This is a genomic window from Thiobacillus sp. 65-1402 (assembly GCF_001897685.1).
Lineage (GTDB): Bacteria > Pseudomonadota > Gammaproteobacteria > Burkholderiales > Thiobacillaceae > Thiobacillus.
Genome location: NZ_MKUG01000072.1, coordinates 1 through 26529, shown reverse-complemented (window position 1 = coordinate 26529; position 26529 = coordinate 1). Strand labels below are relative to the sequence as shown.

Here is a 26529-nt window from a genome sequence, read left to right as displayed (position 1 = left end):
TCATGGAAACCGCCGCAACCCAAACCCAACTGGGCTTTGCCCACTTCATCGCGCAGGCCGACGGCCTTGCGCACTTTCTGCTCGTCGTGCTGCTGGCGATGTCGGTCGTCACCTGGACTCTCATCGTCAGCAAAAGTCTCGCCAACTGGCGCATGAAGAAGCGTGCCCAGGCTTTCCTCGCGCGCTTCTGGGACGCGCCAGGCCTAGCCTCAGTCGCCGATTATCTGCAGAACCACGGGGTCAACGATCCATTCTCGCACCTGACCCATCACGGGCTCAAGGCCGCAGAGCAGTACCGCAACAAGACTGGGCAGCGCCTGATCGAATCCGGCTCGGAAGACGAATTCCTTACCCGCGCGCTGCGCCGCGCGATCAATCAAGACACCGCGCGCCTGGAATATGGCCACACCCTGCTGGCGTCGATTGCGTCCTCGGCGCCTTTCGTCGGACTGTTCGGCACGGTATGGGGCATCTATCACGCGCTGGTCAACATCGGCATGTCGGGCTCCGGCAGCCTTGACCAGGTCGCCGGTCCGGTGGGCGAGGCGCTCATCATGACCGCGCTGGGTCTGGCCGTCGCGATCCCCGCCGTGCTCGCATACAACTTCTTCAACCGCGCCAAGCGCCAGACGCTCACCGAAGTCGACGGCTTTGCGCATGACCTGTTCGCCTTCATGTCGACCGGGGTGCGCAGCAACACCCGCATCCACAACGACGAAGCGCGCATCTACGCTGCGCCGGCGTCAAGGAGCGCATGATGGCCTTCGGCGGACTTCTTAACGACGGCGGCGACGGCGACAACGCGGAGATCAACATGATTCCGCTGATCGACGTGATGCTGGTGCTGCTGGTCATCTTCATCATCACCGCGCCCTTGACGACACACGCGGTCAAGGTCGACCTGCCGCAGGCGTCGAGCCAGCCGAACGAGGTCAAGCCCGAAACTATCAACCTCTCGATCAAGGCCGACGGCTCGGTGTACTGGAACGCCGAAGCAGTGGACGCCGTCGCGTGGCGGGCGCGAATGGACGCGGCCGCGCAGCAGACGCTTCAGCCGGAAATACACATCCGCGCCGACGGCGATCTCGCCTATCGCAACGTCGCGCAGATCATGGCCGACGCCGCGAAAGCAGGCCTTGGCAAACTGGGATTCGTCACCGATCCGCATACCCGATAGCACACGTTTCACCCATGGGATGCAAGCCGTCCCCTTTTAACCCGCCAGCCAGCCAGCCGCATGCCTTGCGTCAAGCCAGCCAGATTCATCTGACGTAAGGAGCATTGAATGAACAGCATCACCCGCACTTTCGAACACCATGGCGCGACGAAGGCCATTACCAAAACCACGCTGGCTCTGGCTGTGGCAGTCGCATTGAATTTTCCGGCCGAGGTGCTGGCGGCCGAGGTTCAGCTGCCGCGCATCGATGTGGTCGGTGAGGACGGGCAAGCGATTGCCAAACAACCCGGTTCGGTAGCGATTATCGATGAAGAACAGTTGGCGATCATGCAACCCCTGTCGACCCAGGACGCGCTTAAATCGGTGCCCGGCATCGTGGTGCGCGAGGAAGAAGGCTACGGCTTTATACCCAACATCGGGATGCGCGGCCTTAACCCAAACCGCAGCCAGAAGCTGCTGGTGCTGGAAGACGGCGTGCCCGTGGCGCCCGGTCTGTTCCTGGCCAACGATTCCTATTACAGCCCGCGCATCGAGCGCATGGAAAGCATTGAGGTGCTGAAGGGAGCGGCCGGCTTGCGCTATGGCCCGACGACGATCGGCGGTGTGATCAACTACAAGACCAAAAAACCCGAAGAAGGCGCCAAGGTGACCGCCAAGGCCGGTTCGAACGGCTATCGCTTGCTCGGTCTTGACGCCGGCGGAACCGCCCCCTCTGGCGAAGCCATTGGCGGCATCAGCCTGGTCAAGGCCAAAGGCGACGGTTTTCGCAACAACGCTTTCGACATGACAGACATCATGCTCAAAGGCGGCATGGCCATCGGCGAAAATCAGTGGATCGGCGCCAAACTCACCCGCTACGAAAACGAGATCAACACTTCTTATGTCGGCCTGCGCCCCAATGAATTCAAGAACGACCCGACCAAAAATCCGGCCCCGAACGACTATTTTCTGACAGATCGCACCGCGTTCGACATCAACCATGAGTGGCAGATCAACGACGCCATCAAGCTTAATACCTTGCTGTATACGAGCCAGTTCACACGAGATTATTGGCGCAGGGAGGTGGGGAGTCGCAGCGCCGACGGCACAACCTTTGTCCCCTGCGACGGCGGCGCCTATTGCATGAACGGCAACAATCGCACTTTCGAAATGATGGGCCTGGACAGCCGCCTGAATATCAACTACGCCGGCTTCGGCATCAAGAACGAAGCCGAAATCGGCGTTCGCCTGCACAGCGACAAACTGAACAACACGAAGCTCCGCTCCAAGACCGACCCCAACGCGCGTTCCGGCGACCTGACCACAGACGATACCCAGAAAGCACGTGGCATCGCCTTTTACGGCCAGAACCGTTTTGTCGTCAACGAGCGCGTCGCGATCACCCCTGGCCTGCGTATCGAGTCCTACAACCAAACCCGCAAAGACGAGCTGACCAGTGTTTCTGGCAAGTCGAGCACAACCGAGGTCATGCCCGGCCTCGGTGCTACCTGGCAGATTGCACCGCAGGCGCAGCTTTTCGCCGGCACGTTCAAAGCATTCTCGCCCGCGATGGTCGCTACCGCAATCAGCGGTGGCGGCGTCGACCAGCAACTTGATGCCGAACGCTCGACCAACTTTGAACTCGGCGTGCGTGGTAAGGCGCAGCGTCTGAACTACGAAGCCACCGCCTTCCGCATGGACTTTTCCAACCAGATCGTGCCGCAGTCCGAATCGGGCGGCGTCGGCACTACCGTGACCAATGCCGGCGCGACCCTGAACCAAGGGCTGGAAGGCGCGATCGGCTACGACCTCGGCGCAGGCTGGGGCGTGGACGCCAACGCCACCTGGGTGCCAACGGCCAAATACAATAGCACCAAGATCGTCGGCGGCATTGACCGCAACGGCAATCGCCTGCCCTACGCGCCCGAGCTGACCGCGAATCTCTCCGTGAGCTACCGCGTCGGCGGGCTGAAAACCAGCCTCGGCACCTACCACGTCTCCCGCCAGTTCGTCGATACGGAAAACACCGTGGTCGAAAGCGCGGATGGCCGCCGCGGCGTGATTCCGGCCTACACCACCTTCGACCTCAACGCGCGCTACGCCGTCGACAAACGGCTCAGCGTATTTGGCACAGTGCGCAATCTTACCGACCGGAAATACATCGCCAGCCGCAACCCCGATGGCATTTTTCCGGGTGCCGAGCGCAACTTCGAAGTCGGCGTGAGCTACAAATTCTGACTTTCACCGTCACGGTCGGGGCGCGACAACCGCGTCCCGACTACCGGACGAGCCCATCCATGCGCAATATCGAAGAAGTCCTGCGGCTGCATCACGAGTGCAGCCGCTCCAACTGGGGGATCGCCCGTATGGTGTGGTCCTCGCAGAAAAAGGCATCGATTAACAATAAAGCCGCACGCAAGCGTTGGACGAAGGGGATATGCTTTCGGGTCAATCAACCTCACTGGTGATCTCGATAAGGCTACCATTCAGGCAGAAGTCCTTGCCTGATCCTCGTAGGCCAGCAAACGCAAAGCGTTGACCACCACCACCACGGTCGAGCCCTCGTGTATCAGCACCGCCAGACCGATCCCCGCCCAGCCGAACAGGGTGGCGGGGATGAGTAGCGCCACCACGCCCAGCGAGACGAGCAGGTTCTGCCGGATGATGCGCCGCGATGCACAGCTCAAGGCCACGGCAAAGGGCAGCTTGCTCAAATCGTCGGCCATCAGCGCCACGTCCGCGGTTTCCAGCGCCACGTCCGTGCCGGCGCCGCCCATGGCGATGCCCACGGTGGCGCGCGCCATGGCGGGGGCATCGTTGACCCCGTCGCCTACCATGGCCACCCGGCCGTATTGCTCTCCGAGCGCTTCCATGGCCTTGACCTTGTCTTCCGGCAACAGGCCCGCCCGCACTTCGTCCAGGCCGACCGCGTCGGCGATGGCGCGGCCCACGCGTTCGTTGTCGCCGGTGAGCATGATGGTTTTGCGGATGCCGATCCGGCGTAGCCCTTCCAGTACCTGCTTCACGCCCTCGCGCGGGGTGTCTGCCAGAGCCAGTACGCCGAGGAACTGCCCGTTCGCCTGGATCAGCATGAGGGTTTTGCCTTCCGCTTGGAGGCGTTCTGCTTGCTGCTGAATTACTTCGGGGACGGCTTCGCCGTCAAACAGCCTGGCGTTGCCGATGGCCACCTTCTGCCCGTCGAATTCGGCGCGCACGCCTTTGCCGGTGACGGACTCGACTTCGCCGGCCTCGCTCCAGCTCAACCCGCGCCGCTTCGCCTCGGCCACCACCGCCTGCGCCAGCGGATGGGCGCTGCGGCTTTCCACGGCGGCGGCCAAGGTCAGCAAACCTGCCTCGTCTCCGCTGACGGCGACGACGTCGGTCACCTTGGGCTTGCCGACGGTCAGGGTGCCGGTCTTGTCGAAGGCGATGGCGGTAAGCACGCCGAGATTTTCCAGATGCGCGCCGCCCTTGATCAGCACGCCGCCGCGCGCGGCGCGCGCGATGCCGGACAGCACCGCCGACGGGGTGGCGATGGCGAGCGCGCAGGGGGAGGCCGCCACCAGCACCGCCATGGCGCGGTAAAACGATTCGGCGAAGGGGAAGCCGAACAGCGGCGGCAGCGCGATGAGCAGCGTGGCGCCCAGCAGCACCACGGGCACGAAGACCCGCTCGAAGCGGTCGGTGAAACGCTGGGTGGGAGATTTCTGCGTTTGTGCTTCGGCCACCATCTCCACCATGCGTGAAAGCGTGCTCTCCCGCGCCAGTTTGGTGACCTCGACGATGAGCGCGCCTTCGCCGTTGACCGTGCCGGCGAACACCTTGTCGCCCGCCTGCTTGTCCACCGGCATGGATTCGCCGGTGACCGGCGACTGGTCCACCGCCGAATTGCCCGACGCCACCTGGCCGTCGGCGGGGATGCGGCTGCCGGGCTTGACGATCACCCGGTCGCCGCGCAGCAGCTCTTCCACCCGCACTTCGGCCTCCGCGCCATCCCGTTGCACCAGCGCGGTCTTGGGCGCCAGTTGCGCCAGCGCCTCGATGGCCTTGCGGGCACGGTCCATGGCCATGTGTTCCAGCGCATGGCCGAGGCTGAACAGGAACAGCAGCAGCGCGCCTTCTTCCCAGGCGCCGAGCGCCGCCGCCCCGGCCGCCGCGACGATCATCAGGGTGTCGATGTCGAAGCTGCGGCTCTTCACACTCTGCCAGGCATCGCGCAGGGTGTAGAAGCCGCCCGCCGCGTACGCCCCCAGCAACAGTCCGAGGGAGAGCGTGTGGGGCGCGCCGGCGAGACCCGCGAGCCAGCCGGCCAGCAACAGCAGGCCGGCGGCGCCGCTGAAAATGAGTTCGCGATGCTCGGCGAACCAACCGGCCTCGCGGCCTTCTTCCAGCACGGAGTAACCAAGCGCCTGGACGCGCTGGACGATCGCCGCGCGCTTGATTTTTTCGCTGTCATACTCCAGGCGTAAACGCTCGGCGGCGTAGCTCACCGAGGCCTCCAGGACGCCGTCCGTGCGTTGCAGGGCGTGCTCGATCACGGTGGCGCAGGTGGGGCAGTCCATGCCGTCGATACGCAGGCTCTCGTGATGAAAGCGGTTGCCGATCCTCGCGCCGGACGCCTGCGCCAGTTCGCGTACCCGACCCACGCTGAACTGCTGAGGATCGTAGTGCAGGCACAGGCGGGCGCTGCCGTCTTCATGGACCAGGTGTATTTTTTCCAGCCCTTCGGCCTGCAGCAGTTCAGTCAGCCGTCCTATGCAGGCATCGCGCTCATCGGGCACATCCGGCAAGACCAGAGACAAGTCCAGTTCAAGTTTTTCGGCCATGGTGCTGCTCCTTAGAACCAAATTGATTACAGCTGGGAATTTGTTGCGTTACTGTTGGGCTTTGCCACACTGGCCGCAAAACTTGGTGCCTGCCGGCAGCTCCGCGCCGCAGCCGGAACATTTGCCGGGCGCCAGGGAGGTGCCGCATTGCTGACAGAAGCGCGCTTCGCCCGCATTGGCGCTGCCGCATTTGGGGCAGGGATTGCCAGCATTGCCGACGCCCGGGCCTGTGCCCTGCGGATAGCCTGGATAGCCACCATGTTTGGAGCCGCCGTGATGACCGCCTCGATAGCCGCCGTGGTGACCGCCGAATCTGCCGCCCATTAAATTGCCGAGCATGCGTTCAAAGAACCCCATGATTTACTCCTTTGCAATTGATCGATTAGATGCGACGCCCCAGCCTGTCGGCTGGGCGTTCCGGTCAGGCTTGATGTGTCTGTAGCCTGTTGCCATCAACAGCGTCCGTTTCCTCCTCTTCTTCTTTCCGGTGGGCCAGCCTATACAGAATCGGCAGCACCAGCAGGGTCAGCGCCGTAGAAGACAGGATCCCGCCGATGACCACGGTGGCGAGCGGCCGCTGCACCTCCGCGCCGGTCCCGGTGGCGATCGCCATCGGAATAAAACCGAGCGAGGCCACCAGCGCGGTCATCAGCACTGGGCGCAGCCGGGTCAATGCGCCTTCGTGAATCGCTGCGTCGAGCCGTTTCCCTTCCTCGCGCAGCGAGCGGATGAAGGAGATCATTACCAGGCCGTTGAGCACCGCCACGCCCGAAAGCGCGATGAAACCGACCCCCGCTGAAATAGAAAGCGGGATATCGCGCAGCCAGAGCGCCAGGATGCCGCCGGTCAGGGCAAACGGTACGCCAGTGAAAACCAGCAGCCCGTCCTTCACGTTGTTGAACATCGCGAACAGCAGCATGAACACCAGCAGCAGCGCGACAGGAACCACGATCTGCAGGCGCTTCGCCGCTGACTGTAACTGCTCGAAGGTACCGCCCCAGGTCGTCCAGTAGCCGGCCGGCACCTTGACCGTCTGTTGCATCATCTGCTCGGCCTCGGCCACGAATGACCCGATGTCCCGTCCGCGAACATTGGCTGTCACTACTACACGCCGCTTGCCGTCCTCGCGACTGATCTGGTTTGGGCCCGGCGCGACTTCGAAGGTCGCCACGTCACCCAGTTGCAGATAGGCGGGGCGGGCTTGACCGCCCGCTTCATCCACGGGCAAATGGATCGGCAGTTGTTTCATCGCCTCCATGTCACTGCGTAGCCGCTCGGGCAGTCGGACGATGATGTCGAAGCGCCGGTCGCCCTGAAATAGCACCCCGGCTTCCCGGCCGCCCACCGCTATCGCGATCGCTTCCTGCACGTCCCCGACATTCACGCCAAGTCGTGCGGTCTTTTCGCGGTCGATATGAACGGTCAGCATCGGCAAGCCCGTGGTTTGCTCGACCTTGACGTCGGCGGCACCTGGCACCTTCTCCAGCACCTCCGATATCTCTTCGGCGGTGCGGTTCATCGTATCCATGTCGTCGCCGAACACCTTGACCGCCACGTCGCTACGCACGCCGGAAAGCAGTTCGTTGAACCGCATCTGGATAGGCTGGGTGAACTCGTAATTGTTGCCGGGCACCTTGGCCACTGCCTGTTGCATGGCGTCGACCAGGTCGGCCTTGGTGCGCTTCGGATCGGGCCATTCCGATTGCGGCTTCAGCATGACAAAGTTGTCCGCGACGTTGGGCGGCATCGGGTCGGTGGCGATCTCGGCGGTGCCGATTTTGGCGAAAATCCTGTCGACTTCCGGGAACTGCTTGATGGTCTGCTCCAGTCCGGTTTGCATCTCGATCGCCTGCGTCAGGCTGGTGCCTGGAATGCGCAGGGCGTGCAGCGCGATATCGCCTTCGTTAAGACTCGGCACGAACTCGCTGCCCATGCGCGTGGCCAGTAACGCGGAGAGCACAACGGCAACCACTGCAATCGCCAGAACCAGCGGCTTGTTGATCATGGCCAAGTTGAGCAGCGGCTCATAGCCGCGCTTGGCCCACCCCATCAGGCGGTTTTCCTTTTCGCTGACCTTGTCGCCGATCAGCAGCGCCACGGCGGCGGGGATGAAGGTGACCGACAGAATCATGGCACCAAGCAAGGCGGCCACCACGGTGAACGCCATCGGATGGAACATCTTTCCCTCCACACCGGTGAGCGCGAAGATCGGCAAATACACCACCATGATGATGAGCTGGCCGAACAACAGCGGCCGGCGCGCTTCCCTCGCGGCCGCGAACACCTCGTGAAAGCGCTCGTTGCGCGTCAACGCCCGGCCCGCCAAGGCTTGCGCATGGGCAAGCCGCCGCACGCAGTTCTCCACGATCACCACGGCGCCGTCGATGATGATGCCGAAGTCCAGCGCACCCAGGCTCATCAGGTTGGCGCTGACCTTGTTGCTGACCATCCCGGTAAAGGTGAACAGCATGGATAGCGGAATGACCAGGGCAGTGATGATCGCCGCGCGGATATTGCCGAGAAACAGGAACAGGATCGCGATGACCAGCAGGGCACCCTCGATCAGGTTCTTCTTGACCGTGTCGATCGCCTTGTCCACCAGTATCGTGCGGTCGTAGACCGCTTGGGCCACCACGCCTTCGGGCAGGGTGCGGTTGATCTCTTCCAGGCGCTTGGCGACGGCCTGGGAGACCGTGCGGCTGTTCTCGCCGATCAGCATGAACACCGTGCCGAGCACTACCTCACGGCCGTTCTCACTCGCGGCCCCGGTGCGCAGTTCCTTGCCGATGCCGACTTCGGACACATCCCGAATTCGCACCGGGATGCCCTGCCGGCTGCTGACAATGATATTGCCGATGTCGTCGATGTTGGCGACCTGGCCCGGCGCGCGGATCAGATACTGTTCGCCGCGCTTTTCGATGTAGCCGGCGCCGACATTGGCATTGTTGCGCTCGATGGCGGCGACCAGATCTTGCAGCGTCAGGCCCTGGGCCACCAGTTTGTCGGGCAAGGGCGCAACCTGGAACTCCTTGGCGTAGCCGCCGATGGTGTTGATCTCGGTCACACCGGGCACATTGCGCAATTGCGGCTTGATGATCCAGTCCTGGATCTCACGCAGATCGGTAGGTGTGTACGGTGTGCCGTCTGCCTTGCGCGCGCCTTCCCCGGCTTCGACCGTCCACATGAAAATCTCCCCCAAGCCGGTGGAGATCGGTCCCATGCCGGGCTCGGCGCCCGCCGGCAGTTTGCCCTTGGCCTGCTGGATGCGCTCATTAACGAGCTGGCGCGCGAAGTAGATGTCGGTGCCGTCCTTGAAGATAACCGTGACTTGCGACAGGCCGTAGCGCGACAGCGAGCGGGTCTGCTGCAGGCCGGGCAAGCCTGCCATGACGGTTTCAATGGGGTAGGTGATGCGCTGTTCGGATTCGAGCGGCGAATAGCCGGGCGCAGCCGTGTTGATCTGCACCTGCACGTTGGTAATGTCGGGCACCGCATCGATCGGCAGCTTCTGGTAACTGTAAACGCCCAGCGCCGCCATGCCGAACACCATCAACAGCACCAGCCAGCGCTGATCAATGGAAAAACGGATGATTTTTTCAAACATGTTGTGACCTTATCTTCTAGAGGGCGGCGTCGCCGCGTTCGCCGGAGCGGATACGCAGTACGTCTTCCAGATCGGAAACCGCAATCAGTCCGTCACCGGGATTGCCTGTGTGAGCGGCTGTGCGAATAGTTTCCACCACCGACTGCGCCAGTTCGTCCGCGCAGAACATCATCACGACCAGCCGGTCGTGCGCGTCCGGGTTCCACTCGGTGGGGGCGAAGGCATGGTGCGGACCTTGTCCGCGAGTGTGGCCGCGTGCCGGAAAGATCGTGAATCCAGGCAAATGGTCCAGGCCATGCAGGGCTTGTTCGATCTGTTCCAGACGGTGCGGCTGCACAATGGCGATAATCTGTTTCATGGGGGTCTCCTAGTGGTCGTGGCTGGCGCCGGATTTACCCAGATCGGCCTTGATGAGGAAGCTGTTCTTCGCCGCGTATTGCTCGCCCGCTTTGAGACCATTGATTACTTCGGTGAATTTGCCGTCGCTACGCCCCAGTTCCACGGGTCGCGCTTCGAAGTTCGCGCCGTAGCGGCCGAACACGACGGTCCAGTCGCGCACAGTCTGAATCGCCTCCGCAGAGACCGCCACCGGCACCTCGACCTCGCCGGCCACCAGCTCGATGTTGACCGGCAGACCGGGGCGCCAGACGCCCTTGGGGTTCGTCAGCACAATGCGTGCTTTCGCCGTCCGAGTCTGCTCGCCCACCAGCGCGCCGACATAGGACACAGTGCCGCTGCTCTGGGACTCGAACGCGGTCGCCTTGACGGTGGCTTTCTGGCCGGCCTTCACGGTGTTCAGGTCTTTGGCGTAAATCGTCATTTCGGCCCACACCGTGGATAGATCGGCGACGACGAAAATATTGGCATCGTCCTTCACGGCTTCGCCTAAAGAGATATGCTTCTCGACGACGATGCCGTCGATGGGCGACCGAATTTCATAGCGGGTGAGGTCGCCGCCTGCCCGCCGCCCGGCGCCGATCGAAGCCAGTTTTTGTTGTGCGTTTTGAGTGGCGATTTCCGCTTCCTGCATGGCGTTGCGCGCTTGCAGGTAATCCTGCTCGGCGGAGATTTTGTCTTCCCACAGCTTCTTCTCGCGCTCGAAGGTGGTGCGCGCCAGCGCCAGGCGCTTTTGCGCAGCCAACAGTTCGCTGCGTTGGTCGGCTAGCGCCTGGCTGGAAATCACCGCGAGCACCTGGCCTTTGCGCACCCGGTCGCCGGCGTTGGCTGTCGACGATTCGACGACGCCGGTCAAACGCGGCACGACGTGCACCATGCGATCTTCGTTGAGACGGATTTCACCAATCAATTGCAGAGCGCTCTTGATGCGCGCCGGTCCAGCGGTCAGCACCTCGACGTTGTTCTGTGTGATCTGCTGAACGGTCATGGCCACCCGCGCCTCGATCTGCTCGTAGGCGAAACGGTAGGGCTTGTTGCCGTACTGTGCGGCGATCATCACTTTGAACGAATGCGGTTCTTCGACCACCGCATTACCTTTGAGGTAGCCCTTTTCCTTGGTGAGCGTGAACACCTGTGGTTTGCGGCCGAGGCGGTCGAGCGTGAGCGTGATCTGGCTGGCCGCAGAGTCGAGCGGCTTGCCGTCCAGGTAGGTGTAAACGCGAAACTCCGGTTCCACGCCTTGTTCGAAGATGGTGACTTCAATTCCATAGCCGTCTTGCGTGAACAGCTTTCCGCCGTGCGGGCCGCTCGAAGGTGCAGCCGCCGTCTCATGGTGCTCTTCGTCGGCGTGATCCTTGTCGTCAGCATGGCCGTCCTTGGCCTGATCGCCGTGGTGTTCCGTGTCCGCATGACCGGCTGCTTCCGTGTGACCGCCGTGTCCGTGTTCATCGTTTTCCGGCTGAGGCTTGTCGGTGCCGAGTATCAGCCAAGCAAGTATTACGCCGATCGCCAGAACGCCGACAATGGAAAGCGTTTGCTTCTTGTTCAGATTGATTTTCATATTGGGTTCCTACGGTTTTGTGGCGGCTGGTGCGTGGGTTGAACTGGGCGATGCCTCACCGAGAATGCCTTCGATCTCGGCAGCGGATCGATGCGCCTCGGCCAGCGCACGCAGGTATTGGGATTTGGCCTGGAATGAAGTGCGCTGGGCATCCAACACTTCGAGGAAGCTGAATTTGCCCAGTTCGAAGCCCTTGGTCGCGGCGTCGTAGGCGCTTTGTGCACCCGGCAGAATGTCCCGCTGTAGCGACTCGACTTCCTGACGTGCCGTATTCAGTCGCTCGTACGCAGCGGTCATCTCGTTGGACAGGCGGATCTCGGCGGCGGAAAGCTCATCCCGCGCTTTGTCGGTGCGGCGTAGTGCTTCCAGCAGGTTGCCTTGATTGCGATTGAAGATCGGAATCGGAATCGAAACACCGAGAATCGCCTGATTGAGGCCCAATTCTTCGTTGCGTTTGGCGCCGAGGCTGACGGTCAGGTCCGGAACACGCCGGCTGCGCTCGACCTCCGCCAGCGTTTGCCGGCGGTCGACCTCGATCCTGGCGCGCAGCAAGTTGGGCGAAGCGGCGAGGCGGCTATTGAGGTCGGCGAGAGCAGGGAGTGGCGGCAAGGCTTCAAGATTGCCCTCGACGCGTTCGAAACGGGGCGCCGGATTGCCCCAAGCCCCAGCAAGGCGCTTGCGCGAACTCGCCAGTTCGCTGGCGGCCAGCGTCAGTTCGACGCGTACACCGGCTTCGGCTACGCGCGCCTTGGTCTCTTCCACCGGGGATACCTTGCCGGCGGTGACCCGCCGCGAGGCGGCGATGGTTACGCGTTGCGCGAGTTCGACCGATGCCTGGGCAAGCCGCAAACGTTCCTGCGCAACGAGCACGTCAAAGAACGCCGCCACCACCGCCGCACGAATTTCGGCACGCTTGGCGTTCAGTTCCGTCGATGCGGCATCGCGGCCCCGCTCGGCGGCGGTGATCCTGGCCGCGCGCTTGCCGCCAAGCTCGATCGGCTGGTTTAGCTGCAGCGTGGTTGTTCGCGTCGCCCTACGCGTATCCTCAATGGAGGCCGCAATCTCCGGGTTCGGACGAACTTGCGCCTGAATGATCGTGGCTTCGACAGCCTCCAACTCACGGCCCGCCGCCGCCAGATCAGGATTGGCACCGAGCGCCAGTTCCAGCGCCGCCGTCAGGGTGAGCGGGGCAGCCGGCTCGGCGGCACGCGCGGCGCGGATACCACTCGTTTCATAAGCGCCATTACGTCCGGCATCGACAGTTTGTGCAACAGATGGGTTGAAAAACAGCGCCGCCAACCCAAGCGGCAATAGACGTTTTCGCATCGAATTCTCCAGAAATGAAAGGATGAATCCGGCGAAACGGAACCGCGCAGGCTAAAAAGCGCGTGCTAGCTTGATGAGGAGCATCCGTTCCGCCGTATTAGGCGAGAGCGGACCACTTGGGACGTTCGGGTCTGTCCGGAGAGAGGGATGGATAAGCCGCTTCGGTGCGTCGCAGCGAGGGCTGTGTGGGTGGAATTGATGCGTGAAAAGCCGCCTCGTTCAAGAAACCCAGGAAGCCAGACATATGGCAGTGATCGTGCCCGAGGTCGAATTTCCCGGGCTGCTTGTCTGGGTCGGGTTTTGCGGAAGAAGCTTTGTGCTCATCGTCGTGATGGCCGAAGTGCTGTGCGGCTTTGTCCTGTTCGTGCCCGCAATACTCCGCCACCGCGGCCCAGGATATCTGGAGCGGTAGCAGGCACAGCATAAGGGTCAAGAGAAACCGTCGCATGGCCGACACTATAGTTACTGCGGACTTATCCTGTCAATGAAGCAGTTCGTACCTTTCAGGTTGCTTTGTGCAGTATTGCAGTTCGTTTTTGACTCCGCCGATGTCTATGGATGTCATGGCCGTCCTGCGACTGGAACTGCCTGGATGATATCGCTCACATAAATCCACCCTGCCATGGCCTGGCCGGTGCGGGCGGTGCGCGCGATGATGTCCACCAGTTCGTTCACCTGGTGATCCTCGCAGACCAGTTCCAGTTTGGATTCGTGAATGACCTCTTCGGCGAGTTCGACGGAGTAGTGCTGCTCCCTGGCATCCACCGCCTTCAGCAGGCTTTGCACCGGGATGACACCGAGGTTGTGGCAACCGGCGTTCGCATTGCATTGCCCTGAGTCCTTGAGGGCGCGAATCACATCGCCGATGCGGTGATTGTGGATGTAAGCCTTGATCTCTTTCATGCGTTTTCTCCTGTTTGGTGTGCGTGCAGCCCGGCCGGGCTGCACGCGATCGGTTTATTTCGCTTGCTTGCGCTCGCGACGGTTCTCCACCCACTCGTACATCAGCGGCAACAGCAGCAAGGTCAACGCCGTCGAGGTGAATAGCCCGCCCACCACCACCGTCGCCAGCGGCCGCTGGGTCTCGGCGCCGACGCCGCTGGAGAGCAGCATCGGCACCAGGCCGAAGATGGCGATGGATGCCGTCATCAACACTGGCCGCAGCCGCAGCGCAGCACCTTGCTTGACGGCCTCCCTGACCGACAGCCCCTGCCGCCGCTGATCGTTGAGGAAGGACACCAGTACGATGCCGTTCAGCATCGCCACCCCAAACACGGCGATGAAACCAATAGCCGAGGGCACCGACAGATACTGCCCAGTGATGAACAAACCGATCACGCCACCGATGATGGCGAACGGCACGTTGGCGATGATCAGCGTGGCGTAGGTGAGGGAGTTGAACGCCGTATACAGCAGAATGAAGATCAGTCCGATGGTAAGCGGCACGATCAGCGCCAGCTTGGCCATGGCGCGCTGCTGGTTCTCGAAGGCGCCACCCCACTCAACCCAGTAGCCGGCCGGCATCTTCACTTCGCTTTTGATTTTGGCCGCTGCCTCCTTCACGAAGCTGTCCACGTCACGCCCTTTCACGTCCATCTGGATCACCGCATAGCGTTGCAGTTGCTCGCGTCGCACGAAGGAATAACCTTCGTCCAGTTCTATCGTGGCCACACTGGACAACGGCACCAGCGCGCCACTGCGGGTACGGATCGGAATGTTGTTGATGGCTTCAACGCTGTCGCGAAATTCAGGCGCGAGCCACACCTGGATGTCGAAGCGCTTCACGCCGTCGATCAGTGTGGAAACGGCCTTGCCGCCGATGCCGGCCTGCACTATCTCCAGGATATCGTCGGCGTTGAGTCCCAAGCGCGCCGCCGCTTCGCGGTTCACCTTCACCACCATTTGCGGCTTGCCCTTGTTGGCTTCCAGGGAAAGGTCGGCCACGCCAGGCACTTTATCCAGTACGGACTTGATCTCGGTGGACAAGCGATCCAGCGTGGCCAGATCCTCGCCGTAGAGCTTCAAGGCCAGGGTGGCTCGCACGCCGGAAATCAATTCCTCAACGCGCATCTGGATCGGTTGCGTGGCGGCGATGACGGAGGTTGGCACCTGTTTCTCCAGCGCCTCCTGCATTTCCCGCGTCAGTTCCGGAAAGGAAATCGGCTTCGGCCATTGCTCATGAGGCTTGAGGTCCACCAGGATTTCCATGTAGTTGACGTCCGCCGTCTCGCCTTTCTCCGCGCGGCCGATCATGGCAATGGCGGATTTCACCTGAGGGAAATGCTTGAGTTCGGTTTCGATGCCCTCGGAGATGCGGATCGATTCATCCAGCGAGGTGGAGGGAATGCTGGTGACGCGGAACATGATGCCGCCCTCCTGCAAGGTCGGCATGAACTCCTTGCCGAGGAAAGGAAACAGGGCGAGGGTTCCGATCAGCAGGATCAATGCGCCGCCGACCATCTTGCGCTTGTTCTCCAGAGCCCAGTCCAGCAGCGGCAGATAAAGTCTTTTCGCCCAGCGCACCACGAAGGTGTCTTTCTCCTCCTTGGGTTTGAGAATCAGCGAACTGAGCACCGGCACCAAGGTCAAGGTCAGCAGCAGAGAACCGATCATGGCGAAGGTGATGGTGAGCGCCATGGGCTTGAAAAGCTTGCCCTCGAGCCCGGTCAGAGAAAACAGCGGCAGAAACACCACGATGATGATCAGGATCGCGAACACGGTCGGATTGATCACTTCCCGCGCTGCTTCCAGGATCACATGGCTCTTGTTGACCGATTGTCCGACCTTGTGGCTGAGCAGGCGGAAGCCGTTCTCAACCATTACCACGGCGCCGTCCACCATCATGCCGATGCCCACGGCAAGCCCGGCCAGCGACATCAGGTTGGCGGACAGGCCCCATTGCTGCATCAGGATGAAGCTGATCAGCATGGCGAGCGGAAGCGCAAGAATCACCACCACCGCCGAACGGATTTCACCCAGAAACAGGAACAGGATGATGGCCACCAGGATTGAACCCTCAACGAGGGCGTTTTCGGCGGTCTTGACTGCCTTCTCGACCAGCTCGGTGCGGTCGTACACCGGCTTGATCGTCACGCCCGGGGGTAAGGCTTGTTGGACCGTCTTCAGCTTTTCCTTGACGGCGTCAACCACGTTCTTGGCGTTCTCGCCGATACGCTGCAACGCCATCCCCAGCACCACCTCCTCGCCGTTCTTGGTGACCGCGCCGCTTCGCAGGGAGGGGGCTTCCTTGACATCGGCCACATCGCGTACGTAGACCGGTGTGCCTTCCTTTTCGGTAACGACAATGCCGCCGATGTCCTGCGTATTGGAAACCAAGCCCAAGCCGCGCACCAGGTACTGTTCCTGGCCCAGGTTAACGTATTGCCCGCCCACCTGGCGGTTGTTGGCGGTCAGCGCTTCCATCACGTCCTTGAAGGTCAGCCCGTACTTGATAAGCCGCCGCGGGTCGATCAGCACTTGGTATTGTTTCTCGTCGCCGCCCCAGGACATGATGTCGTCCACCCCAGGTGCGGTGCGCAGAACGAGCCGTACCGTCCAGTCCTGAAGCGTACGCAGATCCATCCCGGACAGCTTCTTGTCGGCGGATTCGATGGTGTACCAGAACACCTGGCCCAACCCTGAACTGTTGGCACCGAGCACCGGCTCGCCGTAGCCTTCCGGAATGCGGCCCTTGGCCTCCTGCAGCTTTTCGCTCACCAGGCGGCGGGCGAAATAGATGTCCACGTCGTCCTTGAAATACACACTGACATAGGACAGCCCGAACAGGGACACCGAGCGTATCTCCTCCACTCCCGGCAGGCCGGCCATGACACCCTCCACCGGAAAGGTCAGCAGCTTTTCAACATCCTCGGCCGCAAGCCCCGGTGCCTCCGTATAAATATTCACCTGCACCGGCGTCACGTCGGGGAAGGCATCCACCGGCACTTCAAGCCAGGCTTTCACGCCCAACATCACCACCAGCACAAACGCCACCAGCACCAGCACCTTGTAGCGCAGGGAAAGATCAACAATTTTATTCAACATGGCCGCCCCCTCAATCCGCGTCGCCGATTTGCGACTTGAGCAATCGGGCTTTTAGCGCGTAGGCGCCGCTCACTACCACGCTCTCGCCGGCCACCACGCCGGATTTGAGTACGGCATATCCTTGGACACGTTCGCCCACTTCCACGGCGCGTGGCTCAAACCAACCACTCTCGGCGACAAATACCGTCGGTTGCCCTTGCAAGAGCAACACCGCCCCTTCCGGCACGAGCAACGCCTTGACACTCCCCCCGGTACCGATCGCTACAGTCGCGAACATTTCAGGTTTCAGCCTGCCGTCGGGGTTCGGCACTTCGACCCGCGCCTTGACCGTACGGGTTTCCCTGTCCATCGTGCTGCTGATGTAGGTGAGACGCCCCTTGAACACTTCGCCTGGATAGGCGGACACTGTGACGGCTGCCTGGGCGCCGACCTTGACCTTGCCAAGATCTTTCTCGAACAGATCGCTTTCGATCCACAGGATGGACAGGTCGGCCACGGTAAACAGGGATGCGTCGGGTTGCGCAAGCTCGCCCAGTACCGCTTTTTTCTCGATGACCGTGCCAGAAAAGGGTGCGGTCAGCGGAAACACCGATCCAGACAGTTTCTCCGGGGAAACGCCCATCATGCGTAACTTGTCAGCGGCGGCACGCAGGGCGGCCCGGGCCTTTTCGTGCTCGGCACGGGCGCGCAGATAATCCTTTTCGGGGATGATGTTCTCCGTTTGCAGCCGCTTGGCGCGATCGAAACCTGCCTGCACCACCGCCGCCTCGCTCGCTGCCTGAAGATAGCTGGAACGCGCTTCGCCCAGCTCGATGCTGTCGAGTGTGGCCAGTGCCTGGCCAGGCTTTACTCGGTCGCCCAGGCTGGCATTCACCTTGACGATGCGGCCCGGTACCCGGGGTGCGACATGGGCTAGCCTGTCCTGGTTGGCCTGGATGGTGGCGGTGACCACGATCAGGTCGGCTTTTTCCTGAAATTCCAGTTTCTGTATCTTGATGCCCGCTTGATGAATCTCCGCGTCACTCAGATTGAGCAGTTTTTCGGTGGCTTTTTCTCCCGGTTTTTCTGGCGGGGATTTTTGCGTGCCCTGGTTTTCGGGCTCCGTTTTTTGGGAGACGCCTTGCTCCGGTGCCGGTTTGTCGCCGCACCCCGCAAGCAGGGTTGCAGACAAGCTGCCGACCAGGAGCAGTGAGGCCAGTTGTTTCAGGCCATTTTTTTGCTGGCTGTGTGAGTTTTTCATGTCATGAGTTCCTAAATTCTTGGGTGAATTGTTCAGCGCAGCTCGGGCGTGGACTGCCAGCCTGCCGCCGCTTCCAGCGCCACTTTGGTCAGGCGCAATTCGGTGCGTGCATCGAGCAGATCCCGTTGTCCATCCAGCGCCTGGCGGTGGACCAGCAACAATTGCAGCAGTCCGATCTCGCCTGCCCGGAAGGAAATGGAGGAGAGGCGTTGGTTATCCTGCAGGCTGGGCAGCACCGATTCCTTGAGCCGATCCATCCTCGCCTTGAGGTTGGTGAATCGCTCCCACAGGGCGACCACTTGGGCGCGGACGTCGCGACCTGTGGCCTCGCGCTCGATTTGGATCTGGGTGAATTCCGTGGTTGCTCGCCCGATGCTCCCCGCGTTCTGGCGGAACACCGGGAGTGGCAGGGAGACACTCAACCCGACAATTTTTTCGCGGGCATCGAGCGGCCCCTCCCGCCCCGTGTTAAGCCCCACCGTGACATCCGGGTAGCGCGCCGCACGCTCAAGATTAAGGCGGCTTTTCGCAGCTTGTTCCCGATGATCCAGCGCTCGGAGGGCAGGGCGGTCTGCTGCGGAATTCAGCAGGTCATCCAGGGAGTAGGGGATGGATACGGGATCAAGGGCACCCTGGGCTTGCGGGAGTTCGTTAGGTGGCAGTTGTAGCAACGCGGCCAGCTCCGCGCGGGCCTGGATAAGTTGCTCGCGGAGCAGCGCCACCTGGTTGCGCGCCCGTTCCGCCTCCACGCGGGCGAGGTTGCCGTCTAGCCGGCTGTCCTCTCCTGCCGCGACCCGCTTGCCGACAGCTTTGGCGGCATCTTCGATGAGATTGAGCGTCGTCTCCTCAGTCTGGATGCGCAACTGCAGGCTAAGCACCCGCGCGAAACGGCTCTCCACTTCGGCTCGCACCTGCCGCCGGGTTTCCGCGATCACCTGCCGGGTTGCGGCCAACGATTGCTCGGCTGAGGTCCGGCGGGTACCTTGCTGGCCCGCGATTTCGAAAGTCTGCGCGAATCCCAAACTCCATTCCCGGTTCACCTGGGTGGAACTCGAGACCTGAGGGACTTCCTTCCGGCTTCGTTCCATCGAAACCTGCGGGTTGTTCCATAACGGCGCACGTGCATCGCGAAGCTCGCCTTCGGCTGCGGGAACGTTGGCTTGGGCTGCGCGCAGTGCCGGATTAGCCTCATCGGCCAGGTGCCAGGCATCTTCCAAGGTCAACACGGGTGAGCCAGCGAACGCTGGAGACAGCAGAAACCACAACAATGACACCACCGCTATGCGGCACACCGGCTGCAACCCACTCTGGAGGCTACGGCGCAAAAATACAGACTTCATGCTCATTCCTTTCCAATGCGAACACGACACCCAGCCGAAGGCGTGGCGCGGCCTCGCAACACAAAAATTTAATGCGACTGGAAACTAGGAGATGAGTCGAGGCGGCCGGAAGCGGCCTTCTTGGGCAGGTTCCGGGAGGAACCGAGAGACATGGAGGGAATAGTCTGTAACGAGATCCGGAGACAAGGCTGGCACCTCGCCGAACAGACCGAGAAAATGGCCCACGGCATAACACCAATGGTTGCATGGCACCATGGCTTTGAGCGGCTCTCCTTGGTGATGAGCGGCTTGCAGGGATGGCTGGACCGCCTCCATCGAAATGGCTTCCTCTGCTGCGAAGAATACATCTGCCACCGCCTCACGGTTGAACGTCCACCCACCTGCATTGATCAGCATGGTGACCAGCAGAAAATAAATGAGACGGCGTGCCATTGAGGGATGCATAGTGTTTTCTTGCTTGTTCTACGATTTACGTGTGTCCGTTATTTGATTTATCCCAATGAGCCGTGGAGGCCATAGAGCGAAAGAGCTATCAATCCTGTCGACATAGTCTTTTTCATGATGTTTCTCCTTTGATGAATCGAAATTGCGCGTAACGTCCATGCCAGAATGAGTGCCTAACCACGGTTCAAATCGTCACGTTTCTTGAGAAACTCTTCGCGATCGATTTCTCCCCGAGCATACCTTTCCTCCAGGAGGACCAGTGCATCGGGCTTTCTTTCGCCATCCGGAGCGTTCGAGCGGCGATTACCCTTCAGGTACTTCACCATCGCCAACACCAGCAGTACCAGAACTAGCCAGAAAAATGCCATGCCTAGCCACCCCAGCCAATGCCAACCCATGCCGTAGCCTTCATAATCCATCCACATCCTGCGCGCCCCTTCGGTATAGGTACTGAGAAAATTCATGCCTGCCTCGATGAAGCCGCCATCGTGCGGCGTCTTTCCTACTTGGTGGCATGCGTCTGCATATAAGCGAGGATTGCTTTCAACTCATCTGAAGTCGGCGCGGCAATTGCCATGCTGCTGTTTTGCCTCATCCATTGCATGCGCGCATTCATGCGACCTACCACCGGCGCCCATCCGGGGGCACTGTGCAGGGCAGGAGTGGGAAGGCCATGGCACTGCGCACAATACTGATTGACCAATCGCGCGCCCGTCGATTTGGATTCCGGTAACTGCGCCGGATCCACGCCGCGAGGCATCGCTCCTCCCATCATCATGCCTTCCGTCATGCCACCGCATCGCCCTTCCATCATGCCACCCCATCGGCCACCACACATGCCTTGCGCCAATTTCTGGCCAGCGGCGCCTCCCTTCTGAAAAGTCTGCATCTCGAATGGATTACGGTCAGCCCGGGCCACCTGAACTGTAGAAAGACAAATTGCAACCGCTGCGCCGGCAGCCACGTTCGAAACAGTTTTGCTTTTTCCCATGATTCACCTCCGTTGCCATACATTTCAGAAGAAATGCTTGCCTAGCGAAAATATCTACAAAGCCCGCGATACACTCTCCGGCTTTTGCCGAACTTCACTGGCCAACTGACTGATTCCAGGCTTGCCCACCGGTTCTAATACCGCACTGGGCTCCATGAATTCCAAGTGGACTTTGCCAGTTTCGTCCTACCGACCCACTCGGGAACTTGGCATCCGGAGAAATCAGGGCCGCCTGTTCGTGCTTGCCTCGTCAGTCAAACAAATCGCGCAGGAAAGATTTGCGCGGCTTGCCCCGGTACTCGTCATCGCGGTCGTGGCGCTCTTGCCGCTCGGATTCGCGCGTTCTGTCGGAGGAATCGCCGCGCGGTCGGCCGCTGGCCTGACGCTCCGAATGTTCGATGAACTTGTCCAATTCGCCCCGGTCCAGCCACACGCCGCGACATTCTGGGCAGTAGTCGATCTCGATTCCCTGACGCTCAGTCATCACCAGATTCACTTCTTTACATATTGGGCATTTCATAATTAATCTCCTGATGCCAGTAAGGCTTTGATCTGTCCCTCCATCAGGCCATCCACGGCGATGACGCGCGCCTCATCAACAATCAGCACGGGACAATGACGAATATTGAATCGCTCCACGAGCTCCGGGTGATCCTCGGCGTAGCAGCGCTCATATGCGAGCCCCAGATCCTGCAACTCCTGCTCAATGTTGCTGCAGTGGCAGGTCCGGGTGGTAAGCAGTTTGATGTCCATGGTGATATCCACCTTTAATGGCCGCAGCACATACATTTGCCATGCATCTCGCCACCCATCGAGCGCATGGTCTCGCGCATTTGCTGTATGTGTTCCCGCATAAGCCGCTGCTGTTCCTGCGGATCCTGGGCCTGATGGATCTTTTCCATGCTCGCTAGCATCGGCTGCGTATCCACCTTCACCTTCGCCATGGACTCATCGGTTTGCGTGCTGCGTGCTTCTTCGGACCCCCCTAGCGCGACGGACACACGCTCCAGCCGCTGCCTGACTTCGCTCGCCAACGCAGTAATCTCGGGTTTATTCACCAGTTCCAGTACCGCATTCGGGTCCATGAATTCCACATGAACTGTGCCAGCTTCGTCCTGCCGCACCACTACATTGCAGGGGAGGAGTAAGCCGATGGACGGTTCGCTTTCCAGGGCGCGCTGCGCCAAGGGTGGATTACACGCGCCCAGGATCCGGTAGGGCGGCATATCCTGGTTGAGTTTTTTCTTCATTGTGCCCGCGACGTCGATATCGGCGAGTATGCCGAAACCCTCGTCCTGGAGGGCTTGGGTCACGTGCACAATCGCATCGTCGAATGGAATTTCGACGGTTTTTCCAAAGCCATACTTGGTCATTTTTGATTCCTTTCGGTAAACGAAAATAAAGCGTCAGGCACGCAACATGCGCAACCCGCTCGCGATCACCACAAACTCGCTGATCTCGTGAGCCAACACCGCGATGGGTAGCGTGAAATATCCGCCTACTGCACCCACGACCAGGGCTCCGATAACAATGGCGGAAAGCACCAGGTTTTGCTGGATGACGCCCCACGTGCGATGACTAAACTTGATTAGATAAGGCAGGCGCGCAAGGTTGTCGCTCATGAGCGCCACATCCGCCGTCTCCAGGGCAACATCTGTCCCGGCCGCGCCCATGGCGACGCCTACGTGGGCGGCAGCGAGCGCTGGCGCGTCGTTGACGCCGTCACCCACCATCATCACTTTCCCGTACTTGGCTTCCAGTTCGACTACCTTGCGCGTCTTGTCCTCCGGAGACAGTTCGGCATGGACTTCGTCTACCCCCACTTGCCGGGCGATGGCCTGGGCGGCCAGCAGGTTGTCTCCCGTCAGCATGACCACGCGCTTGATGCCGGCACGCTTCAACTCCGCTATGGCCTGGGCGGCATCGGGCCTCAAGGGATCCATGATGGCAATGAGACCGTGAACTTCCTCATGGCTACCCAACGCGACAACCGTTTTACCCTCTCTCTGCAAAGCCTCGATGCGCGCCATGAGAGGAGAAAGCGAAAGGCCGAGGCCCGCGAAGAGTTGTGGACTCCCGATGAATAACTCGACGCCATCGACTACGCCCTTGGCGCCCGCCCCGGTCACGGATTGGAAATCCACCGCGGGGTTCACAGCGATACCATCGCCGCTGGCACGTTCCAGGATGGCCTGCGCCAAGGGATGTTGGGAGCGCGACTCCAGGGCTGCTGCCGAAGCCAGCACTTCACGCTCGGTGCGCCCAGCCAGGAGCACAATGTCCGTTACCTGAGGACGGCCCAGAGTCAGGGTGCCGGTTTTGTCGAGTGCTACGACCCGGACCTTGGCGAGGTTTTCCAAATGCACGCCGCCTTTGATGAGCAGGCCGTTGCGGCCCGCCGTGCCAAGGGCCGCGACCAGGGTGATGGGGATCGAGATTACCAACGCACAGGGCGCTGCTGAGACGATGAATACGGTGGCCCGGGTGACCCAGTCTTCCCAAGGCAGACCGAATAGCGGTGGTACCAGGCCGATAAGAAGACCTACGCCCAGGACTGCAGGGCTATAGATTTTTCCAAAGCGCTCAATGAAACGCTGGCTGCGTCCCTTGGACGCCTGTGCTTCTTCCACCAGATGAATGATGCGGGACAGCGTGTTATCGGCGAAAGTCTTGGTCGCACGAACCACGAGTGCGCCTTCGCCGTTGATGGTGGCGGCAAATACCTTTCCTCCCGATGTTTTCTCGACTGGTACGGACTCCCCGGTCACCGGAGCCTGGTTCACGCTGGAGTGGCCTTCGATCACCTCCCCATCGGTGGCAACCGATTCCCCGGGCAGAACGATGAAGACATCTCCTACCCGGAGCTGCTCGACCGGGATTTTCGTTTCCTGGTTATCCCGGCGTACCAGTGCGATTTTTGGCGCCAGTTCCATGAGGGAACGAATCGCATGTCGGGAACGTTCGGCGGTATAACCCTCCGCAGCTTCGGAGATTGAATAGAGGAATACGAGCATCGCCGCTTCGGCCCATTGCCCCATGACTCCGGCAACGATCGCGGCGGTGAGCATGAGCAACTCGATACCGATTTCCCGTTCCTTGATCAGATCCTCGAGTGCCTCACGCCCGAAGTAGTAGCCACCGATCAATACGACCACAACATAGATAACGGTTTGAAGTGAAGGCGGCAAGCCTGCGTAGCCGCCCACGAAACCGACGACGAGCAGCAATCCCGAAATAGCTGACGTAACAACCTTGGCATTCCGCCAGGGGCGCGGCAGGGGAGCCGACGCATCAACTGTGCACGTGGCGCAGCCCATCAATCGCCCTCCGCCGCATAAAGCGAAGCAGTCTGGATGCCGACGCGGCAACGCCCACCTTCTCTCAAGCAGATTCTGTTGTGGAAGTTTTGAAGGTCGCGGGCAAATAGCCCTTCGCTGTCCGGCAAGGCGCGCAACAGGTCGTAGGCAATATTCAGGTAATCCACATCGCGCACGAGTCGGTGATAAACCCAGCGCCCATCTTTCTCTGCTGCCAACAACCCGGCTTGCCGCAGCACCTTTACGTGGCGCGACAGCTTGTACTGGGGTTCCAGCAGGCTGTCCACCAGTTCGCAAAGACACGCTTCCTCGCCAGTCTCGGCCAACAGCCGGATGATTCGAATCCTAATAGGGTCGGAGAGAGCCTGAAAGACTACCTGCGGTTCGACTTGAATGATATGCATAGTTGCACAATAACGCATCTATGCAATAACGCAAATGAATTTCCTCATACATTCCACGATTTATCCTGAGCAAAGGCCCAAAGCTCCCCCCCAAAGCCATGGTCAAGAAAGCGCTTTAAACAACCGATAACCATTTAGGACAGCACCCTAATAGTTGCCAGATGGGGAGGCGAAGAGTTTGTGCTACTGCTCGTCAACACGACACCAGAAATTGCAGGAGTAATGGCAGAAAAGCTTCGAATGGAGATCGAAGCTTGTGATTTTCCAACGGTTGGTAAAGTAACAGCCAGTTTTGGCGCGACCCGCCTTCTTGACGGCGACAACCTAGGCACGCTAATAAAGCGTGCGGATGTCGCACTGTATAAGGCAAAGAAAAATGGTCGAAATAGAGTCGAGATGTGGTTAGGGTGACAATAGCGTAAGCGCTATCGGAACTGCATGCTGACCAGTTGTTATTTCCTCGCGTAGGAACCACCCCCACTAGACTGGTCGAGGCAGGAATCCTAGTTAGATTTCGGTGGCTAAACGATTTAAGTGTGGAGCGAGGTGTGATTTAGTGCCCGCGAGAATGCGGCTTCCAGCCATCTGTCAGCGTATGCATGAATGCGACGATGTCATCCACTTCTTGGTCGCTGAGTTTGAGATTGCCCAGTTCGTCAGTATTGACGTTCTCGCCCACCTCGGGCACAGGCCAGCAGCGTTGCATCAGCGCGCTGGCTTCATCGGTGAATGGGTTTTTGCACGCTGGTTTCACGTCGCGCGTGTTGTAGAAATCCACCACGTTGCGCAGGCTATTAAAGTAACCGTTGTGCAAATAGGGTGCAGTGCGCGTGACGTTTCGTAGCGTGGGAACTTTGAATTTTCCGTCTTCCGATGCCAGTTTGGTGAATGCGCCCAAGCCGCGGTCAACAAAGGTGCGCCCGTCTGGATTGAATTGCGCGGCTTGCTGATAAAAACGGTTGTGCGGATTTCGCCCCACTCCGAGGTTGTCATAGCTGAAGTCGGTGAACAGTGGTGGCGTGCCGTCTGCGGCGGGCCGGCTGGGGTGGCAGGCGGCACAGTTGCCCTTTTTCTCGTCTTCGAAAGCGCGCATGCCACGCAACTCCTGGCTGGTCAGCCGCGCATTGCCGGCCAGATAGGCGTCATATTTGGAGGTGAAACGATTGAACAGCGGGCGGCGCTCAAATGCGGCAATGGCTTCAGCGATCTTGTCGAAAGCGCTATCCACATCGTCCAGCGCGGCTGGGCCATAAACTTGGCGGAACATATCCGCGTAGGCCGACGCACGAACCTTTTCTACCACGGCAGCCGCATTCGGATTGTTCATTTCAAGCGGATTGAGGAAAGGCCCTTTGGCCTGCTCTTCGAGCGTCGCCGCACGGCCATCCACAAACTGCCCACCAAGATACAAGCCTTCTGTTTGATCAAAATGGAAGTGAGGGCTGAACGCTGCGTACATCGCGGTAGGGGTGTTTCGCGCGGAAAAACGGCCTTTGATCGCGCCTTCAGAAGAGGGGAAGGTTTGATTGGAGGTGCTGAAAGCGCGGCTCGAATCGTGACAGCTTGCGCAGGACTGGCCGGCGGGCGACGATAGCTTGGGATCGAAGAACAGTGCTTCTCCTAGCCTTTCTTTGGGCGGCAAGACCTCTGTTGGTGGCAGCAGTTCAGAGATGGTGACACCGCACCCACTCATCAGCAAAGCCCCAATAAGAAATTTTAAAATTTGCATGATGAGGGTTGAATTATTTGTTCAGAGACAGCTTGCTGTTTTATGGCTGATCCGACGTCCCCCCGATTTGAGTAGCACATAGCTTTGGAGTCCAATTCCATCATTCAAGGAGTTGGACATGAAGAAGCGTTTCACCGAAGAACAGATCATT

Annotated in this window: 25 protein-coding genes; 6 read left to right on the top strand and 19 right to left on the bottom strand. The window is 60.3% G+C overall.

The window, feature by feature from the left end; all coding sequences use genetic code 11:
- Positions 1–2 precede the first annotated feature (2 nt).
- From BGO62_RS05990 to BGO62_RS05975, 4 genes are all read left to right on the top strand, one after another.
- A complete protein-coding gene (locus BGO62_RS05990; protein ID WP_296640208.1) occupies positions 3–758 on the top strand; it encodes a MotA/TolQ/ExbB proton channel family protein in 756 nt (251 codons plus the stop codon).
- The gene (locus tag BGO62_RS05985) at positions 758–1177 is read left to right on the top strand and encodes a biopolymer transporter ExbD (RefSeq protein WP_296640238.1); all 420 of its coding nucleotides are present in this window, start codon (positions 758–760) and stop codon (positions 1175–1177) included. Before BGO62_RS05990 ends, BGO62_RS05985 begins: the two co-directional genes overlap by 1 nt.
- Positions 1178–1285: 108 nt before the next feature.
- Entirely contained in the window at positions 1286–3394 is a 2109-nt protein-coding gene (locus BGO62_RS05980) for a TonB-dependent siderophore receptor (protein WP_296640206.1), read from the top strand.
- A 59-nt stretch (positions 3395–3453) separates the two neighbouring features.
- Positions 3454–3624: a hypothetical protein gene (locus BGO62_RS05975; protein ID WP_296640205.1), complete on the top strand. Its 171-nt coding sequence runs from the start codon at positions 3454–3456 to the stop codon at positions 3622–3624.
- 18 nt (positions 3625–3642) lie between these two features.
- Here the strand turns inward: BGO62_RS05975 and BGO62_RS05970 are convergent, their stop codons facing one another.
- The 6 genes from BGO62_RS05970 to BGO62_RS05945 form a co-directional block, all read right to left on the bottom strand.
- A complete protein-coding gene (locus tag BGO62_RS05970; protein WP_296640203.1) occupies positions 3643–5982 on the bottom strand; it encodes a cation-translocating P-type ATPase in 2340 nt (779 codons plus the stop codon).
- Positions 5983–6030: 48 nt separating this feature from the next.
- On the bottom strand, positions 6031–6306 hold the full coding sequence (locus BGO62_RS16365) for a zinc ribbon domain-containing protein (protein WP_363923911.1): 276 nt from the start codon (positions 6304–6306) through the stop codon (positions 6031–6033).
- 97 nt (positions 6307–6403) lie between these two features.
- On the bottom strand, positions 6404–9586 hold the full coding sequence (locus tag BGO62_RS05960; protein ID WP_296640199.1) for a CusA/CzcA family heavy metal efflux RND transporter: 3183 nt from the start codon (positions 9584–9586) through the stop codon (positions 6404–6406).
- A 16-nt stretch (positions 9587–9602) separates the two neighbouring features.
- A complete protein-coding gene (locus BGO62_RS05955; protein ID WP_296640198.1) occupies positions 9603–9944 on the bottom strand; it encodes a P-II family nitrogen regulator in 342 nt (113 codons plus the stop codon).
- Between the two features lie 9 nt (positions 9945–9953).
- The gene (locus tag BGO62_RS05950) at positions 9954–11543 is read right to left on the bottom strand and encodes an efflux RND transporter periplasmic adaptor subunit (protein WP_296640197.1); all 1590 of its coding nucleotides are present in this window, start codon (positions 11541–11543) and stop codon (positions 9954–9956) included.
- A gap of 9 nt (positions 11544–11552) precedes the next feature.
- Positions 11553–12869, bottom strand: coding sequence for a TolC family protein (locus BGO62_RS05945; RefSeq protein WP_296640195.1), 1317 nt, complete (start codon positions 12867–12869; stop codon positions 11553–11555).
- Between the two features lie 202 nt (positions 12870–13071).
- Between BGO62_RS05945 and BGO62_RS05940 the strand changes: the two genes are divergently transcribed.
- The gene (locus tag BGO62_RS05940) at positions 13072–13281 is read left to right on the top strand and encodes a hypothetical protein (protein ID WP_296640193.1); all 210 of its coding nucleotides are present in this window, start codon (positions 13072–13074) and stop codon (positions 13279–13281) included.
- Positions 13282–13430: 149 nt separating this feature from the next.
- Here BGO62_RS05940 and BGO62_RS05935 read toward each other — a convergent pair whose 3' ends face one another.
- The 12 genes from BGO62_RS05935 to BGO62_RS05880 all read right to left on the bottom strand — a co-directional run bounded on the left by BGO62_RS05935 (position 13431) and on the right by BGO62_RS05880 (position 24649).
- Positions 13431–13772, bottom strand: a complete 342-nt coding sequence (locus tag BGO62_RS05935) for a P-II family nitrogen regulator (RefSeq protein ID WP_296640191.1) — start codon at positions 13770–13772, stop codon at positions 13431–13433.
- Between the two features lie 54 nt (positions 13773–13826).
- A complete protein-coding gene (locus BGO62_RS05930; RefSeq protein ID WP_296640189.1) occupies positions 13827–16913 on the bottom strand; it encodes a CusA/CzcA family heavy metal efflux RND transporter in 3087 nt (1028 codons plus the stop codon).
- 10 nt (positions 16914–16923) lie between these two features.
- On the bottom strand, positions 16924–18153 hold the full coding sequence (locus tag BGO62_RS05925; protein WP_296640188.1) for an efflux RND transporter periplasmic adaptor subunit: 1230 nt from the start codon (positions 18151–18153) through the stop codon (positions 16924–16926).
- Between the two features lie 32 nt (positions 18154–18185).
- Entirely contained in the window at positions 18186–19493 is a 1308-nt protein-coding gene (locus tag BGO62_RS05920; protein ID WP_296640187.1) for a TolC family protein, read from the bottom strand.
- Between the two features lie 84 nt (positions 19494–19577).
- Entirely contained in the window at positions 19578–19925 is a 348-nt protein-coding gene (locus tag BGO62_RS05915; RefSeq protein ID WP_296640185.1) for a hypothetical protein, read from the bottom strand.
- Positions 19926–20110: 185 nt separating this feature from the next.
- Complete coding sequence (locus tag BGO62_RS05910; RefSeq protein ID WP_296640183.1) at positions 20111–20401, bottom strand: SHOCT domain-containing protein; 291 nt, start codon at positions 20399–20401, stop codon at positions 20111–20113.
- 38 nt (positions 20402–20439) lie between these two features.
- Positions 20440–20928 carry a hypothetical protein gene (locus BGO62_RS05905; protein ID WP_296640181.1) on the bottom strand — a complete coding sequence of 163 codons (489 nt, stop codon included), beginning with the start codon at positions 20926–20928 and terminating at the stop codon, positions 20440–20442.
- A gap of 250 nt (positions 20929–21178) precedes the next feature.
- Positions 21179–21448, bottom strand: coding sequence for a zf-TFIIB domain-containing protein (locus BGO62_RS05900; RefSeq protein ID WP_296640179.1), 270 nt, complete (start codon positions 21446–21448; stop codon positions 21179–21181).
- Between the two features lie 2 nt (positions 21449–21450).
- Complete coding sequence (locus BGO62_RS05895) at positions 21451–21681, bottom strand: thioredoxin family protein (RefSeq protein WP_296640177.1); 231 nt, start codon at positions 21679–21681, stop codon at positions 21451–21453.
- A 14-nt stretch (positions 21682–21695) separates the two neighbouring features.
- Positions 21696–22301 (bottom strand): DUF302 domain-containing protein, encoded by a 606-nt coding sequence (locus BGO62_RS05890; RefSeq protein WP_296640175.1) that lies wholly within the window; start codon positions 22299–22301, stop codon positions 21696–21698.
- Positions 22302–22334: 33 nt separating this feature from the next.
- Complete coding sequence (locus tag BGO62_RS05885) at positions 22335–24155, bottom strand: cation-translocating P-type ATPase (protein ID WP_296640173.1); 1821 nt, start codon at positions 24153–24155, stop codon at positions 22335–22337.
- Between the two features lie 89 nt (positions 24156–24244).
- On the bottom strand, positions 24245–24649 hold the full coding sequence (locus BGO62_RS05880; RefSeq protein WP_296640171.1) for a metalloregulator ArsR/SmtB family transcription factor: 405 nt from the start codon (positions 24647–24649) through the stop codon (positions 24245–24247).
- 150 nt (positions 24650–24799) lie between these two features.
- Here BGO62_RS05880 and BGO62_RS05875 point away from each other — a divergent pair, with 150 nt between their 5' ends.
- A complete protein-coding gene (locus BGO62_RS05875; RefSeq protein ID WP_296640236.1) occupies positions 24800–25060 on the top strand; it encodes a GGDEF domain-containing protein in 261 nt (86 codons plus the stop codon).
- A 142-nt stretch (positions 25061–25202) separates the two neighbouring features.
- On the opposite strand, the gene BGO62_RS05870 is transcribed toward BGO62_RS05875, so the two are convergent.
- Entirely contained in the window at positions 25203–26378 is a 1176-nt protein-coding gene (locus BGO62_RS05870) for a cytochrome c peroxidase (RefSeq protein ID WP_296640169.1), read from the bottom strand.
- Between the last annotated feature and the right edge of the window lie 151 nt (positions 26379–26529).

Coding starts and splice junctions, on each gene's coding strand:
- BGO62_RS05925 (WP_296640188.1), bottom strand. CDS start 18,153: ATGAAAAACTCACACAGCCAGCAAAAAAATGGCCTGAAACAACTGGCC.
- BGO62_RS05890 (WP_296640175.1), bottom strand. CDS start 22,301: ATGACCAAGTATGGCTTTGGAAAAACCGTCGAAATTCCATTCGACGAT.
- BGO62_RS05935 (WP_296640191.1), bottom strand. CDS start 13,772: ATGAAAGAGATCAAGGCTTACATCCACAATCACCGCATCGGCGATGTG.
- BGO62_RS05980 (WP_296640206.1), top strand. CDS start 1,286: ATGAACAGCATCACCCGCACTTTCGAACACCATGGCGCGACGAAGGCC.
- BGO62_RS05930 (WP_296640189.1), bottom strand. CDS start 16,913: ATGTTGAATAAAATTGTTGATCTTTCCCTGCGCTACAAGGTGCTGGTG.
- BGO62_RS05945 (WP_296640195.1), bottom strand. CDS start 12,869: ATGCGAAAACGTCTATTGCCGCTTGGGTTGGCGGCGCTGTTTTTCAAC.
- BGO62_RS05990 (WP_296640208.1), top strand. CDS start 3: ATGGAAACCGCCGCAACCCAAACCCAACTGGGCTTTGCCCACTTCATC.
- BGO62_RS05955 (WP_296640198.1), bottom strand. CDS start 9,944: ATGAAACAGATTATCGCCATTGTGCAGCCGCACCGTCTGGAACAGATC.
- BGO62_RS05895 (WP_296640177.1), bottom strand. CDS start 21,681: ATGGACATCAAACTGCTTACCACCCGGACCTGCCACTGCAGCAACATT.
- BGO62_RS05975 (WP_296640205.1), top strand. CDS start 3,454: ATGCGCAATATCGAAGAAGTCCTGCGGCTGCATCACGAGTGCAGCCGC.
- BGO62_RS05915 (WP_296640185.1), bottom strand. CDS start 19,925: ATGGCACGCCGTCTCATTTATTTTCTGCTGGTCACCATGCTGATCAAT.
- BGO62_RS05870 (WP_296640169.1), bottom strand. CDS start 26,378: ATGCAAATTTTAAAATTTCTTATTGGGGCTTTGCTGATGAGTGGGTGC.
- BGO62_RS05970 (WP_296640203.1), bottom strand. CDS start 5,982: ATGGCCGAAAAACTTGAACTGGACTTGTCTCTGGTCTTGCCGGATGTG.
- BGO62_RS05920 (WP_296640187.1), bottom strand. CDS start 19,493: ATGAAGTCTGTATTTTTGCGCCGTAGCCTCCAGAGTGGGTTGCAGCCG.
- BGO62_RS05905 (WP_296640181.1), bottom strand. CDS start 20,928: ATGGGAAAAAGCAAAACTGTTTCGAACGTGGCTGCCGGCGCAGCGGTT.
- BGO62_RS05880 (WP_296640171.1), bottom strand. CDS start 24,649: ATGCATATCATTCAAGTCGAACCGCAGGTAGTCTTTCAGGCTCTCTCC.
- BGO62_RS16365 (WP_363923911.1), bottom strand. CDS start 6,306: ATGGGCGGCAGATTCGGCGGTCACCACGGCGGCTATCGAGGCGGTCAT.
- BGO62_RS05950 (WP_296640197.1), bottom strand. CDS start 11,543: ATGAAAATCAATCTGAACAAGAAGCAAACGCTTTCCATTGTCGGCGTT.
- BGO62_RS05910 (WP_296640183.1), bottom strand. CDS start 20,401: ATGAATTTTCTCAGTACCTATACCGAAGGGGCGCGCAGGATGTGGATG.
- BGO62_RS05960 (WP_296640199.1), bottom strand. CDS start 9,586: ATGTTTGAAAAAATCATCCGTTTTTCCATTGATCAGCGCTGGCTGGTG.
- BGO62_RS05900 (WP_296640179.1), bottom strand. CDS start 21,448: ATGAAATGCCCAATATGTAAAGAAGTGAATCTGGTGATGACTGAGCGT.
- BGO62_RS05985 (WP_296640238.1), top strand. CDS start 758: ATGGCCTTCGGCGGACTTCTTAACGACGGCGGCGACGGCGACAACGCG.